Genomic DNA, 14226 nt, shown 5'->3' with positions numbered 1-14226 from the left:
TCGTGGCCTGGCTGTTCGTGCTGGCGCAGGAGAGCCGCCGCGTCGCGCAGGAGGAGACCGGCCGCCAGACCCTGCTCTACGAGGCCGAGATCGAGGCCCACAAGGTCACCGACGCCAAGCTGCAGGAGGCCAAGGAGGTCGCCGAGGCCGCCAACCTCGCCAAAAGCCGCTACGTCGTCGGCATCAGCCACGAGCTGCGCACGCCGCTTAACGCCGTGCTCGGCTATGCCCAGCTCATCGAGGGCGATCCGGAGATCCCGGCCTCTCGTCAGAACGGCATCCGGGTCATCCGGCGCAGCGCCCAGCACCTGTCGGGTCTCATCGACGGCCTCCTCGACATCTCGCGCATGGAAGCCGGGCGCCTTCAGATCCATCGCAACGAGATCCGACTCGCCGATTTCCTCGACCAGATCGTCGACATGATCAGCCTGCAGGCCAAGGCCGCCGGCCTCGCCTTCCGCTATTCGGGACCCGCGAACCTTCCGGCCGTGGTGGCTACCGATGAGAAGCGCCTGCGCCAGGTCCTGCTCAACCTCCTCTCCAACGCCATCAAGTTCACGCCCGCCGGCGAGGTCGTGCTGGAGCTGACCTATCGCAACGAGGTCGCGGTCTTCACCATCCGCGACACCGGCCTCGGCATTCCGCCGGAGGATCTGGAGCGAATCTTCGAGCCGTTCGAGCGCGGCTCGATGCCGGCCGCCCGCTCGGCCCCCGGCACCGGCCTCGGCCTCACCATCGCGAATCTGCTCGCTCAGGTGATGGGCGGCGAGATCACCGTCGCGAGCAAGGTGGGCGTGGGCACCGTCGCCAAGGTGCGCCTCATGCTCGCCTCGGTCTCGCGGCCGCTGCCCGCGCCGGTGAACGCCTCGCGCCCCACGGTTTATGCGGGAGGGCGGCGCACCATCATGGTGGTCGATGACGATGCCGCGCATCGCGGGTTGATGCACGAGATCCTCGAACCGCTCGGCTTCACCGTCCTCGACGCCGCCGACGGTCCGTCCTGCCTTCGCCTCGCCGCCGCCTGCCGCCCCGACCTGTTCCTCCTCGATATCGCGATGCCGGGGATGAGCGGATGGGAGCTGGCGCAGGCCCTGCGCGCGGCCGGCCACACTGCGCGCATCGCCATGATGTCGGCCAACGTCCACGAGATCAGCCCAAGTCGGGGCGACGATGCCCCGCACGACGACATCATCCCCAAGCCCTTCGACCTTCGCGATTTCATCGAGCGAATCTCCAATCTCCTCGGTCTCGAACAGGCAGCTGTGCCTGAGGCGGCGCGCGGTTCCGACAACCCAGCGACGTCTCTGCCGGACGTGGCGCCGCGGCGTGAGCAGGTCGCGGAACTGCTGCGCCTCGGCCGAATCGGACATGTCCGCGGGATCGAGGCCAAGCTCGACCAGATGGCGGCCGAGGAGGCACCGCCCCTCGCTTTCGTCTCGCAGATGCGCGGTCTCGTCGGCGCCTATGATCTCAGGCGCTATATGAGCGTGCTGCAGGGGCTCGCCGGCGATGGTTGAGCAGCACCGCGACATCGTCCTCGTCGTCGACGATTCCCCCGATACCCTGAGCTTTCTCACCGAAGCGATCGAGCGGTCCGGCGCTACGGTGCTGGTGGCCGTGGCCGGCGATCTCGCCCTCGCCCTCGTCGAGGAGATCACGCCCGACATCATCCTGCTCGACGCGATCATGCCGGGGATGGACGGGTTCGAGACCTGCCGCCGCCTCAAGGCGCTGACGCAGCTCGCCCATGTGCCGGTGATCTTCATGACCGGGCTGTCCGAGACCGAGCATATCGTCAAAGGCTTGGAGGCGGGCGGCGTCGATTACGTCACCAAGCCGATCGCTCCCGATGAGATCCTGGCGCGAATCCGCGTGCATCTCGCCAGCGCCCGCGCCGCCCAGAGCGCCCGCGCCGCCCTCGACACCACCGGGCGAACGCTCTTTGCCGTCGATCGGTCGGGAGCGGTGCTGTGGTCGACGCCGCAGGCGGCACGCCTGCTCTCGGGGATCGCGCCGGAGGGGTCGACCCTCGCCCTGCCGCAGAAGGCTCTGCAATGGCTGTCGGGGTGCCTTGGCGGCGCCGTCGCCGGCCCGCTCTCGCTGATCGATCGCGCCGGGACCGTGCACATGCTCAGCTTCATCGGCGGCTCTGGCGACGAGGTCCTGCTTCGCCTGACTCGCGACAGCATGGCGGCCGGGTTGGAGCGCCTGAGCACACGGCTTCCGATCACCAATCGCGAGGCGGAGGTCCTGCTATGGCTCTCGCGCGGCAAGTCGAGCCGCGATATCGGCGAGATCCTCGGCCTGAGTCCCCGTACGGTGACGAAGCACCTCGAAGGAATCTACGCCAAGCTCGGCGTCGAGAACCGGACGGCGGCTTCTATCATCGCAGCACGCCACCTGGAGGATCTCGGGTAGCAAAGACGTTCTTCGTAAAGAACGCAACCGAGACTTTCGCAGGCGGCCGTCATTATTTCGACATCGCGAAAGCGCTGTGCGTTACGGGGCTGTCGTCCAGGGATAGACGACCCGGAGTGACGCTGCCGAGGCCTGGACTGAGGTCGTCTCTGGAGTTGTGTCGGGCAGGCGGTAATGCCGAGCGCGGGCCATCGCCTTGCGCGCTTCCTGCGCGGGCAACGCGCCGATCGGCACCATCATGGCCGCCAGCAGGTTGCGCGTCTTCCGGTCGACCAGTTGCGACTGCTCGATCCTCTCGAAGTCACGCATCTTGTGCGACTTGCCCGGTTCGCCGGAGAAGACACGTGCGCCGCCAGGCATCACGACGATGTCCCCAGGGCGGAGCGTGTCGTCCTTGAGCAATGCTGCGGTCGGCCCCTTGGACATGTCGATCGGAACCTGCCGATCGGAAATACGCACCTTGAGGGGCTCCGCCTGCGGCAGAGCCGCATATCGCGTCCTGACATTCAGTCTCGGGCTCGCTGACCTCCGCGCTGGCTTGTCGGGGCTGACAAGCCTCGGGGCAGACACGAGGGGGTCTGGGCCTGGCGTGACCTGCTGAGCGGGCGGCGTCGATTGGGGGGATGGTGAGAAGAGCTGTTGCAGTAATCCTCCGAAGCCGCCTTCATCTGCTGCGTGCACAGGCGAAGCTACGCCAATCAGAAGTGATCCCAATGCAGCAGCGAAGTGCAGGCGGGGGATGTAACTGCGCATCATCTCTCACCAAGTCAGATCGTTGCTGAAGAATACGTGGCTGGGTCTCGAAACGACTAACCATTGCTGCGTCATTCCGTTCCTTCGAAGAGATCCTGAAAGCGGACAGGGCGAGGCGCCATCGACGGTGGCCCGGTGCGTGAAGCGCCGTGCTGCACTTTCGTGCAGAAGCTTGGAACACCGTCCCGTGACCCGACGTTTTCGGGGGGCGAGAACGATGTGACCAGGCGGCGGGGCTCAAGCCCTGCCGTCTTTTTTTGCGCCGTCCGGCCCTGGTCAGAAGAGCCTCCTCGGGTCAAGATCGCCCGATGTACGACCGATCCATGGATGACGGCGACCGCGTGGAGATCACGCCCGAGATCCTGCTGAAGGCCTACGCGGCCGGCATCTTTCCGATGGCCGAGGATGCCGACGACCCGGCGATCTACTGGGTCGAGCCGCGGGCGCGCGGCGTTCTTCCGCTCGACGCGTTTCACGTGGCGCGCCGCCTGGCGCGGACGGTCCGCAGCGACCAGTTCACCGTCTATGCCGACCGCGATTTCGACGGCGTCATCTCCGGTTGCGCGGCGCCGCGGCGGGATGCCGAGCGAACGTGGATCAACGGCCGTATCAGGGAGCTCTACGGCGCCTTGTTTGACCAGGGCCACGCACATACGGTTGAGGTCTATGCCGAAGGTCAGCTCGTCGGTGGCCTGTATGGCGTCTCGCTGGGTGCGGCTTTCTTCGGCGAGAGCATGTTCCACACGGCCCGCGACGCATCGAAGGTCGCGCTGATCCACCTCGTCGGCCGCCTGAGGGCGGGCGGCTACCGCTTGGCCGACACCCAGTTCGTCACCGATCACCTGGCGCAGTTCGGGGCCGAGGAGGTCCCGCGGCACGTGTACAAGCGGCGGCTGGCGGAGGCGATCGCGGCGCAGGCGAACTGGAACGTTTGGCCGCCCGGCGTCCCGACGCGCGGCGCCGATGCGCTTGCGGCCTTGGCCGCGTAGATCCCTCAGCGTCGACCGTCGAAAGCCATCCGGAGTGCCAGGGCGCCGAGCACTCCACCCATCAGCCATCGCTGTGCGGCGAGCCAGCCCGGCCGATCGCCAAGGATGCCGGCGATCGAACCCGCCGCCATGGCGATCATCGCGTTGACTCCGACGCTGATGACGATCTGTACCGAACCCAGCAGGAGGGTTTGTGTGAGGACGCTGCCGTGCTCCGGCGACACGAAATGCGGCAGTAGCGCGAGGTAGAACAACGCGATCTTCGGGTTGAGGAGATTGGTGACGAGGCCCATCGTGAACAGGCGGGCTGGACTGTCCGGCGCCAAGGTCCTGACCTCGAACGGCGAGCGCCCGCCCGGACGCAGGGCAGTCCAGGCCAGCCATCCGAGATAGAGCGCGCCGGCAATCCTGAGGGCGTCGTAGGCATAGGGCACGGCAAGAACGAGGGCCGTGATGCCGAAAGCGGCGCAGAGCATGTAGACGACGAATCCCGCCGCCACGCCGCCGAGGGAGACGAGCCCGGCCTTCCGACCCTGGCAGATCGAGCGCGACACCAGGTAGGCCATGTTCGGCCCCGGCGTCAGGACCAGGCCGATGCAGAGTGCCGCGAAAGCGAGGAGTGTCGCGGCCTCGGGCATGCGATGTCCTATCTGAAGATCTGGTCGAAGATCGATTGCGGCTGGGGCGGCGGCGCGGGCGCCGGGCCCTCGTTGTTGGGAAAGAATTTTCGCGACGGCTTCTGGCGCGGCTGGACCGGCACCCCGCGAGGCGCCTCGACGTCGACCTGACCGGCCGGGTTGACCTGCTGGGCCGTGCGGGTCGGATCGTCGCGTCGCGAACCTCGCTTCGGCTTATCCTGCCGGGCGGCCATCGCCGGAACGTCTTCCTGCTCGCGCGCCTCGGCAATGATGTCCGTGCCGCCCTTACAATCGACGAGCCAGACGTCGTAGATCGAGTGCTCGATCGCGTGCAGGCCGGGGCTCGCCGCGAACTGCCATCCCGTGAAGATGCGGCGGTACTTGTTGTCGAGGGTCACCTCGTCGACCTCGAGGAACGCCGTCGTCTTCGGGCTCTCCGTCGGCGGCCGGCTGTAGCAGACACGCGGCGTCAGCTGGAGCGCACCGAACTGGACCGTCTCGTCCACGGCCACCTCGAACGACACGATGCGCCCCGTGATCTTGTCGAGGCCGGAGAACACCGCGGTCGGGTTCTTGATCTTGTCGGCGGCCGCGGGAACAGCCCCGAAAGACCACACCGTCGCGGCGGTCAGTACGATCGAGAAGGCGATGCGCAGACGGGACGCAGGAGGCATTCGACACGGTCTCGGCGGGCGGATCGGGCGTGGGAGCGGTGAAGGCAGCGGCCCCCTCGCGATCCCATATCCTGCGGCGATAGACAGGCAAACGATGTTGGAAAAAGGGCGAGCGGATCGGATCAATTCGGCGGCTGTCCCATGAACGACCACTTCGTCTCGCTCTGTGCGAGATCGAGGAAGGCGCGGACCTTCAAGGGCATCCAGCGCGCGCTCGGATAGATCGCCTGGATCGGAAGGGCAGGGGGCTCGTAGCTATCGAGCAGGATGATCAACCTGCCCTCGGCGACGTGACGAGCGACCTGGTAGAGCAGGGGCCGCGCGAGGCCTCCGTCGGCCAGGGCGAAATCGATGGCCGCATCCCCGCTATTGGTCGTAAAGCGAGGTTGGAGCGGTACCGAGATCTCGGTGGGCGCTAAATCATTGGCATCGACGAAACGCCATTCGCCGGCCGCGTCGAGAGGCATCGATGCGATGACGTCATGGCCTTCGATCTTCGCCGGATGCTCCGGCCGGCCGCGGCGATCGATATAGGCGCGGCTCGCGACGACGACGCGGCGGGTCTGACCGAGGGGCCGCGCGATCAGGGTGGAATCCCGCAGCGCTCCGAGCCGGATCGCCACATCGATTCCGTTCTCGACGAGGCTGACGTTTCGATCGTCGAGACGAAGCTCCGCGGTGACTTCGGGATAGTGCGCCATGTAGGCGGCGAGGAGCGGCGCGACTTGCAGCCGGCCGAAAATGACCGGCGCGCCGACGACGAGCCGGCCTCGCGGTAGGGCGTGGGCGCCGCGTGCCGCCTCCTCGGCTTCCGCGACTGCGCCAAGGATCTGCCGGGCCCGGACGAGGTAACGCTCGCCCGCTTCGGTGAGATGAAGAGAGCGGGTGGTCCGTTGCAACAAGCGTGCACCGAGAGCGGTCTCGAGTGCCGCAATCTGGCGTGTCACGACGGAAGGCGACAGCCCGAGCCGGCGGGCTGCCGGTGCGAAGCCCTTCGCGTCGCAGACTGCAGCGAAGACCGACATCGTTTCGAGACGATCCATCGCATCATTGCTCGATCCGCAACGATGAAGTGTCAAGAATGACTATTCTTGTCCGCACCTCCTGGGAGCATCTTTTCTACGTCGCCGACAGGCGAGTTGCCCGTTTTCGAGGAGACGAACGATGACACACAGCTACCTGAGCATCGCCCGCACTGCGCGTGTGCGAGAGGCGGAGGAACGGCGCGGAAGCCTTCGCGCCTACGCGGGCGCGGATTTCGGCGATCAGGATCACGACCGGCTCGGACCGCAGGAGGCTACCTTCATCGCGGCCCGCGACAGCTTCTATCTCGCGTCGGTCTCCGAGACAGGCTGGCCATACGTGCAGCATCGCGGCGGCCCGCCCGGCTTCCTGCGCGTCATCGACGAGACGACGCTCGGCTTCGCGGATTTCCGCGGCAACCGGCAGTACCTCACGGTCGGCAACCTCGATGGCGACGACCGGGTTTCGTTGTTCCTGATGGATTATGCCAACCGCCGCCGATTGAAGATCTTCGGCCATGCCAGGATCGTCGAAGGCACGAGCGAAGACGGATTGTCGGTGCCTGGTTACAGGGCGAGCGTCGAGCGCTCCGTCATCATCCGCGTCGCCGGCTTCGACTGGAACTGTCCGCAGCACATCACGCCGCGGTTCACTGCCGAAGAATGGCAGGCGCGTGCCTGATCAGTTTGGCGTCCAGGGCACGTAATCTCCGGCCGGAACCGGGCGGCCGTTCGGGCTCAACTGCGAGCCCTTCGGGCGATAGGCGCCTGCCGTCCCCGTGAGGTTCTCGACATGCGGCTTCTGCCACTCGCGGGGTTTGTAATCCTCCTCGCTCGGAGCGAGGTCGGCGTTGTGGCAGAGCCAGGCACGCCAGCCCGGCGGTACCTTCGAGGCATCGGCGTAGCCGTTATAGACCACCCACCGCCGCTCGCTGCCGACCGAGCGGTCAATCAGCGCGCCTTGCGCTTTGTAATAGGTGTTGCCGATTTCGTCCGTCCCGACGAGCTGGCCGCTGCGCGCGGTGTAGAGGGCAAGGGAGACCGTCTGCCCGTTCCACCAGGTGAAGATGCGCAGAAGCGTGTCCTTGAGAGCCATCGCGTTCGCCTCGATCGGGCCTCTCGCCCGTCCTTCTCTCGAATGCGCCGGACTATGGTGAGGCCGCCGGGGGAAGTCCAGCCGATGGTGCTCGACCGCCCTGGCGCGGGTGACGCGAAAATCCCACACCTCGCCGCCGTTAACCATGCCCGCAGACCCGCGGGGAAGTCCCGAAATGTGGGCGGCGAATTTTTTCGAAGCGAATCCGCTCGGCGAAAACAGCACTTAACTCGGCGCCGTCGATATCCACAGGATTTGCGGCGACGACACAACATGTAGCGCGGAACATGGGCTTCATACACCAGTTGTTGACGTGAACGGGTCTGAGAGATAGCGTCAGGACATCGCCGAAACGGTTGCGTCTGCCGGCGGTCCCTCAGATTTTCGATCCATCAAGACGGCATGCTGCGCCGAGGCGCAGTCGTGCCCGAAACGACCCTCGCCTTAACGCCACAGCCCGCCTCATCCGGCGGTGCGCTCGTCGAAGATCGACGAAGGAGATTTGGTTTCATGCGGTTCGAACGGCGTCACACAACGGCTGGCCAGTCTCCCTATGCCGGCATCGCCTTCCGCAAGGCGCTCAGCGAGATCCGCAACCCGGACGGGTCGGTGGTCTTTCGCCTCGATGGCATCGAAGTGCCCGAGAGCTGGAGCCAGGTCGCCAGCGACGTGCTCGCGCAGAAGTACTTCCGCAAGGCCGGCGTGCCGGCGCGCCTGAAGAAGGTCGAGGAGAACGAGGTCCCCTCCTTCCTGTGGCGCTCTGTTGCCGACGACGCGGCCCTCGCGGATCTGCCCGAGGACCAGCGCACCGGTTCCGAGACCTCATCGACCCAGGTGTTCGACCGGCTCGCCGGCTGCTGGACCTATTGGGGCTGGAAGGGCGGCTACTTCACGTCCGAGGAGGATGCGAGCGCCTTCCTCGACGAGCTTCGCTTCATGCTCGCCAGGCAGATGGTCGCGCCGAATTCGCCGCAATGGTTCAACACCGGGCTGCACTGGGCCTACGGCATCGATGGCCCGAGCCAGGGTCACTATTACTGCGATTACCAGACCGGTGAGCTGACGAAGTCGGCCTCATCCTACGAGCACCCGCAGCCGCATGCCTGTTTCATCCAGTCGGTGGCCGACGACCTCGTCAACGAGGGCGGCATCATGGACCTGTGGGTGCGGGAAGCGCGCCTGTTCAAGTACGGCTCCGGCACAGGCTCGAACTTCTCGCTGCTGCGCGGCGAGAACGAGAAGCTCGGCGGCGGCGGCAAGTCCTCTGGCCTGATGTCGTTCCTGAAGATCGGCGACCGTGCGGCGGGCGCGATCAAGTCCGGCGGCACCACGCGCCGCGCGGCGAAGATGGTCATCGTCGACATCGATCATCCCGATATCGAGCAGTACATCGACTGGAAGGTGAAGGAGGAGCAGAAGGTCGCCGCCCTCGTCACCGGCTCGAAGATCGTGTCGAAGCATCTCCAGGCAGTGATGAAGGCCTGCACGCAGTGCGAAGCCGAGGGCGATGCCTGCTTCGACCCTGAGCGCAACCCGGCCCTCAAGCGCGCCGTGAAGGCCGCCCGCAAGGAGAGCGTGCCGGATGGCTATACCAAGCGGGTGATCCAGTTCGCCCGCCAGGGCTTCACCAAAATCGATTTCCCCGTCTACGACACCGACTGGGATTCGGAGGCCTACCTCACGGTCGCCGGTCAGAACTCGAACAATTCGGTCTCGCTCACCGACGACTTCCTGCGCGCGGTGGATGCGGATGCCGATTGGGAGCTGAAGGCCCGCACCACCGGCAAGACGACAAAATCGCTGAAGGCCCGCGACCTCTGGGAGAAGATCGGCGAAGCGGCCTGGGCTTCGGCCGATCCCGGCCTGCACTTCAACACCACGATGAACGATTGGCATACCTGCCCGTCGGGTGGCCGGATCCGGGCTTCGAACCCGTGTTCCGAGTATATGTTCCTCGACGATACCGCCTGTAACCTCGCCAGCGCCAACCTGCTGACGATGTACGACCGCGGAACCGGCCAGTTCGACGTCGCCGCCTTCGAGCATCTCAACCGCCTCTGGACGGTGGTGCTCGAGATCTCGGTGATGATGGCGCAGTTCCCCTCGAAGGAGATCGCCGAGCTCTCATACCGCTACCGCACCCTTGGGCTCGGCTACGCCAATATCGGCGGCCTCCTCATGAGCATGGGCCTGCCCTACGACTCGCATAAGGGCCGGGCTTTGGCTGGTGCGCTGACGGCGATCATGACCGGCATCGCCTACTCGACCTCGGCCGAGATGGCCGCCGAGCTCGGTCCCTTCGCCGGCTACGAGGAGAATGCCGACGCAATGCTCAAGGTCGTCCGCAACCATCGCCGTGCGGCGCATGGCGAGGCGGAGGGCTACGAGTTCCTGAGCATCGCCCCGGTGCCCCTCGACCTCGCCAACGTGCCCCAGGCGGATATCGCCGAGCGCGCCAAGGCGGCCTGGGACCGGGCGCTCGCGCTCGGCGAGGAGCATGGGTACCGTAATGCCCAGGCGACCGTCATCGCGCCCACCGGCACGATCGGTCTCGTGATGGATTGCGACACCACCGGCATCGAGCCGGACTTCGCCCTCGTGAAGTTCAAGAAGCTCGCCGGTGGCGGCTACTTCAAGATCATTAATCGCGCTGTGCCGGACGCCCTGCGCTCGCTGGGCTACCGCGAATCCGAGATCGCAGAGATCGAGGCCTATGCCGTCGGCCACGGCTCCCTCGGCCAGGCTCCGGCGATCAATGCCGGCTCCCTCCGCGCGAAAGGCTTCACCGATGGGAAGATCGCGGCAATCGAAGCCGGCCTGAAATCGGCCTTCGACATCAAGTTCGTGTTCAACCGCTGGACGCTCGGCGACGACTTCCTCACCGATGTCCTGAAGGTGCCGACCGAGAAGCTCTCGGACCCGACCTTCGAAATCCTGCCCTTCCTCGGTTTCTCGAAGAAGGACATCGAGGCGGCCAACACCCACATCTGCGGGGCGATGACCCTTGAGGGGGCGCCTTTCCTGAGGACCGAGCACTACCCGGTGTTCGATTGCGCCAACCCATGCGGGCGTATCGGCAAGCGCTACCTTTCAGTGGAGAGCCACATCCGTATGATGGCGGCGGCGCAGCCCTTCATCTCGGGTGCGATCTCCAAGACCATCAACATGCCCAACGACGCCACGGTCGAGGATTGCAAGAACGCCTACCGCCTGTCCTGGACCCTCGCCCTCAAGGCCAACGCCCTCTACCGCGACGGTTCGAAGCTGTCGCAGCCCCTCAACTCGGCTTTGATCGCGGACGAGGAGGACGACGCTGTGGAGGCCGTCGAGGCGCTGGTCGCCCAGCCGGCCGCCGCCAAGGCGGCGCAGCTCGCCGAGAAGGTGGTGGAGCGCGTGATCGAGCGGGTCGAGCGCATCCGCTCGCGTGAAAAGCTGCCCGACCGGCGAAAGGGCTATACCCAGAAGGCCGTCGTCGGCGGCCACAAGGTCTACCTGCGCACCGGCGAGTACGAGGACGGCCGCATCGGCGAGATCTTCATCGACATGCACAAGGAGGGCGCCGCCTTCCGCTCGCTGATGAACAACTTCGCCATCGCGATTTCGATCGGGCTCCAGTACGGCGTGCCGATGGAGGAGTATGTCGACGCCTTCACCTTCACCCGCTTCGAGCCCTCGGGCTTCGTGCAGGGCAACGACGCGATCAAGAACGCCACTTCGATCCTCGATTACGTCTTCCGCGAACTCGCGGTCTCCTATCTCGGCCGCATGGACCTCGCCCATGTCGACCCGTCCGAGATCGGAAACACCGTGATGGGCAAGGGCGAGGGCGACTCGACCCGGGCCGGCGACAGACCGGAACAGGCGGCCTCGACCATCGTCTCGCGCGGCCTTGTTCGCGGCTCCGCCGACCGCCTGACCCTGATCCAGGGCGGCCCGGCCGGGGGGACGGTCGTCGTCGGCTCTGGCCAGTCCGGCGTCTCCACGCCAGCAGGCGGCGTGGTTCACGCCATGCGCGGCTCGGTGGCGCTGAAGGCCGAGGCGGCCACCGCCGGCTACGCCGAGGCCGCCCTCGACGCCCTTCCTTTCGCCAAGGCGGACCGCTCGGTCTCAGACCGCCGCGCCGAAGCGAAGATGAAGGGTTATGTCGGCGAAGCCTGCCCGGAATGCGCGAACTTCACGCTGGTCCGTAACGGAACCTGCCTGAAATGCGACACGTGCGGTGGGACGACGGGCTGTTCGTAATATAGCCCGAAGTCTAGCTTATAATGGCCGGGAAGTTCGATCTCAAAGAAAAGACGTTTGTCGGAATGCCGCCGGCAATTTAGTCTGCGAGACCAGTGTAAAAATCATAAACTTGAAGTAATGGTACGCTTCGCCAACCGCTTGCGGTAACTGCACACCGCAAGTGGTTGGCGGGCCATTCGAGGCTTCAAGTGGGAGCCATTTCGCTCGAGCCTCTTCTATGACCGGTAATCCGGGTATTTCAGGATAAGTTCTCCGGCCGGCCTGCGGGCGGAACGCCGAACGGCCAGCGGCCGGAGCGTTCGATGTACCGCAATGGTATCGGGGGAGGATCAGTCATCCGGCATGAGGCGGGGGCTTGTCCCTGAAGGGGCCGATCAAGCGCTCGTACTCTGCTTCGGCCGGGCCGTAGCTTTTGCCTGCGAGGTCACAGAGCATCCCGCGATCACGAACGATGATGAGGGCACGCCTGGCCCGAATGGCACCGTATCCCTCGACCGTCTGCACGGCGAGCGTCACGCTCGAGCGCTGCGCCGCCAGCATGATGGACAGGAAGTCATGGGTGAGGGGCAACTCGTCCCCTTCCAGGCGATCATGCGCCATGAGGATCCAGCGAGCGAGACGCTCCTCGATGGAGAAGGCAGCGTTCGACATCGCCGTCTGACTCAGGGTCAGCATGACGGTGTGTGCGTATCGCAGCAGCAGATCATGAAGAACGGGGCTGCACCGGATCGCGTCGCGGAGGACTTCCGTCCCGATCCGAAGCCACGGCCCTCCGACCTGAACCATGACTTCATGCGGCGCGCAGGTCGACCCGAGAACCGTCGCCGTGCTCACCATACCTTCGTAGCCGAAGCAGCCGACCTCGATCTTGCGACCCTCGCCGGTGACGGCAATATTCGATGAGAGCCCACCTTCCGGAAAATAGGCGAATTCTAGGGGTCGCCCGAAGAGAATTGGGATATCACCCTTACCGACCTCCACGCGCTCGCACTGCGACAGCAGCTGATCCCGCTCGTCGGGCGGCAACGACTGAAGCATGCGATTACTTGTTGTCGACACCATCTTTTCCGTACTCCAGTCTTCTCATCTGCAGACAGTTTCCAACCAATCGCCTCATTCTGGGTGGAGCCGGTCACTCGGTGCAAGCTTGGCCTGATTGAAAATCACATGCAGCATGAGACTATTATGGCTGGCGTACGGGCCATGGTCGGGTTCGAAGCTGCGTGCACCACAAGCTTTTCCGCCGCGGGCCGTTCCTCGGTCGTTGTGCTTGCGCCGGCCGCCCCGTTCTTCGATGAATTGATCAAGTCGGTTGTTGCCAATCATTAATTTTGATCAGTCCTACTCAAATGCGGTCAAGCTGAGGATCTTGAACCATCTCCCATATGACGTAATTGGTCACCAACAGAGCCATCCAGTCGAGGATCATGGCCGGTTTTATCGGGACCCCAGACGTCCCAATCGCCGTTTACGTTCCTCAGGCGCTTCGAGCAGCAACTCGACGCACGGGAGAACGGACATGGATGACACCAAGCAGAACCGCTCGTCGTTACGCGACTTCGACGCCCATAGCGATCGCAACGGCCAGGATCTCGGGCAAGACGACGCACGGGATGTCGCTCGGCCGGCTGAGCTTCAGCGCAGGCTCGAATCGGAGCCGGATTGGCAGGCGGAGACGGCGCGGATCGCCTCTGGCTTTCCTCGTCTCGACGCGGTGGGGGGTGGCAGCATCGCTTCCGTGGAGGCGACCGAAGCCGAGACACCTGCTGAAAACCTCGCGCACATCAGTGACCCCTCGCCGCGCAAGGCCAAGCCGGACGGGGCCGCCTGACGAGGTGCGATTGCGAGGAATGAGGTTCCCATGAGGGTCGATACGCGTCGTCACGCCGTCACCGACTACCTGTTTCCGGCCATGGTCGCGGCACTGTCGATCGCGCCGCGACGCGGCCGGGCGACGAAGCCATCATGCGAGCCGGTCCGGTCTGGCACCTCGGCTACACGCTTCTCACGCGTTACGAGGGAGGGCTCGTCCCGACGATCGGCATGCGGACACAACTCGCTAGCGATGCGATCGGAGCATTGACGTTCGTCGGGCCGCGGTTCTTCTCGACCAGGAGCCAGCGCGGAGGCGGCTTCTTCTTGCCGTCCTCGGGCTCGGCGAACGGGCCCTCGTCGCGATCACCGCTCGGCATCCCTTGCGGGAGGATCGCTGAGGCGGTGCTGATCCTGTCCCCCCGAGACGGTGCAGCATCTTGAGTCAGATCACGCTTTCGATCAGGCCCAGGATGCTGGCTTCCTCGGCTTCAATGAACCGGAAAGCTCCATGATCGGCGGTGGTCTGCTCGGCGAAGTGGCGAGGGGCGGAACGGCGTCGAGAGAAGGTGAGCGTGG

Annotated in this window: 13 protein-coding genes; 6 read left to right on the top strand and 7 right to left on the bottom strand. The window is 65.2% G+C overall.

Annotated features, from left to right (window positions below; all coding sequences use genetic code 11):
* Together K2Y56_RS19320 and K2Y56_RS19315 are read left to right on the top strand one after the other, a co-directional pair.
* A partial coding sequence (locus K2Y56_RS19320; protein ID WP_292511293.1) for an ATP-binding protein occupies nt 1-1517 on the top strand: 1517 nt, incomplete at its 5' end.
* Nucleotides 1510-2418 carry a response regulator transcription factor gene (locus K2Y56_RS19315; RefSeq protein WP_292511291.1) on the top strand — a complete coding sequence of 303 codons (909 nt, stop codon included), beginning with the start codon at nt 1510-1512 and terminating at the stop codon, nt 2416-2418. The genes K2Y56_RS19320 and K2Y56_RS19315, both read left to right, overlap by 8 nt.
* Nucleotides 2419-2499: 81 nt before the next feature.
* Here the strand turns inward: K2Y56_RS19315 and K2Y56_RS19310 are convergent, their stop codons facing one another.
* Entirely contained in the window at nt 2500-2877 is a 378-nt protein-coding gene (locus tag K2Y56_RS19310) for a hypothetical protein (protein WP_292511289.1), read from the bottom strand.
* 617 nt (nt 2878-3494) lie between these two features.
* On the opposite strand from K2Y56_RS19310, the gene aat reads away from it, so the two are divergent.
* Nucleotides 3495-4160: a leucyl/phenylalanyl-tRNA--protein transferase gene (gene aat, locus K2Y56_RS19305; RefSeq protein ID WP_292511295.1), complete on the top strand. Its 666-nt coding sequence runs from the start codon at nt 3495-3497 to the stop codon at nt 4158-4160.
* 5 nt (nt 4161-4165) lie between these two features.
* Here aat and K2Y56_RS19300 read toward each other — a convergent pair whose 3' ends face one another.
* The 3 genes from K2Y56_RS19300 to K2Y56_RS19290 all read right to left on the bottom strand — a co-directional run bounded on the left by K2Y56_RS19300 (nt 4166) and on the right by K2Y56_RS19290 (nt 6515).
* Nucleotides 4166-4798, bottom strand: a complete 633-nt coding sequence (locus K2Y56_RS19300) for a LysE family translocator (protein WP_292511286.1) — start codon at nt 4796-4798, stop codon at nt 4166-4168.
* Between the two features lie 8 nt (nt 4799-4806).
* Nucleotides 4807-5472, bottom strand: a complete 666-nt coding sequence (locus tag K2Y56_RS19295) for a DUF2155 domain-containing protein (protein WP_292511283.1) — start codon at nt 5470-5472, stop codon at nt 4807-4809.
* 122 nt (nt 5473-5594) lie between these two features.
* Nucleotides 5595-6515, bottom strand: a complete 921-nt coding sequence (locus K2Y56_RS19290) for a LysR family transcriptional regulator (RefSeq protein ID WP_292511280.1) — start codon at nt 6513-6515, stop codon at nt 5595-5597.
* 121 nt (nt 6516-6636) lie between these two features.
* On the opposite strand from K2Y56_RS19290, the gene K2Y56_RS19285 reads away from it, so the two are divergent.
* Entirely contained in the window at nt 6637-7176 is a 540-nt protein-coding gene (locus tag K2Y56_RS19285; protein ID WP_292511277.1) for a pyridoxamine 5'-phosphate oxidase family protein, read from the top strand.
* On the opposite strand, the gene K2Y56_RS19280 is transcribed toward K2Y56_RS19285, so the two are convergent.
* Nucleotides 7177-7590: an NADH:ubiquinone oxidoreductase subunit NDUFA12 gene (locus K2Y56_RS19280; RefSeq protein ID WP_292511274.1), complete on the bottom strand. Its 414-nt coding sequence runs from the start codon at nt 7588-7590 to the stop codon at nt 7177-7179. It lies immediately after the preceding gene.
* A 510-nt stretch (nt 7591-8100) separates the two neighbouring features.
* Here K2Y56_RS19280 and K2Y56_RS19275 point away from each other — a divergent pair.
* A complete protein-coding gene (locus K2Y56_RS19275; RefSeq protein WP_292511270.1) occupies nt 8101-11832 on the top strand; it encodes a vitamin B12-dependent ribonucleotide reductase in 3732 nt (1243 codons plus the stop codon).
* Nucleotides 11833-12168: 336 nt separating this feature from the next.
* Here K2Y56_RS19275 and K2Y56_RS19270 read toward each other — a convergent pair whose 3' ends face one another.
* Nucleotides 12169-12873, bottom strand: a complete 705-nt coding sequence (locus tag K2Y56_RS19270; RefSeq protein WP_292511268.1) for a Crp/Fnr family transcriptional regulator — start codon at nt 12871-12873, stop codon at nt 12169-12171.
* Nucleotides 12874-12948: 75 nt separating this feature from the next.
* The gene (locus tag K2Y56_RS19265; protein ID WP_292511265.1) at nt 12949-13161 is read right to left on the bottom strand and encodes a hypothetical protein; all 213 of its coding nucleotides are present in this window, start codon (nt 13159-13161) and stop codon (nt 12949-12951) included.
* A 193-nt stretch (nt 13162-13354) separates the two neighbouring features.
* On the opposite strand from K2Y56_RS19265, the gene K2Y56_RS19260 reads away from it, so the two are divergent.
* Nucleotides 13355-13666, top strand: a complete 312-nt coding sequence (locus K2Y56_RS19260) for a hypothetical protein (protein WP_292511262.1) — start codon at nt 13355-13357, stop codon at nt 13664-13666.
* The last annotated feature ends 560 nt before the right edge of the window (nt 13667-14226 follow it).

The organism is Methylobacterium sp., from assembly GCF_019745455.1.
Lineage (GTDB): Bacteria > Pseudomonadota > Alphaproteobacteria > Rhizobiales > Beijerinckiaceae > Methylobacterium.
The sequence above is the reverse complement of the archived record's forward strand: the minus strand, read 5'-3'. Positions and strand labels throughout refer to the sequence as shown.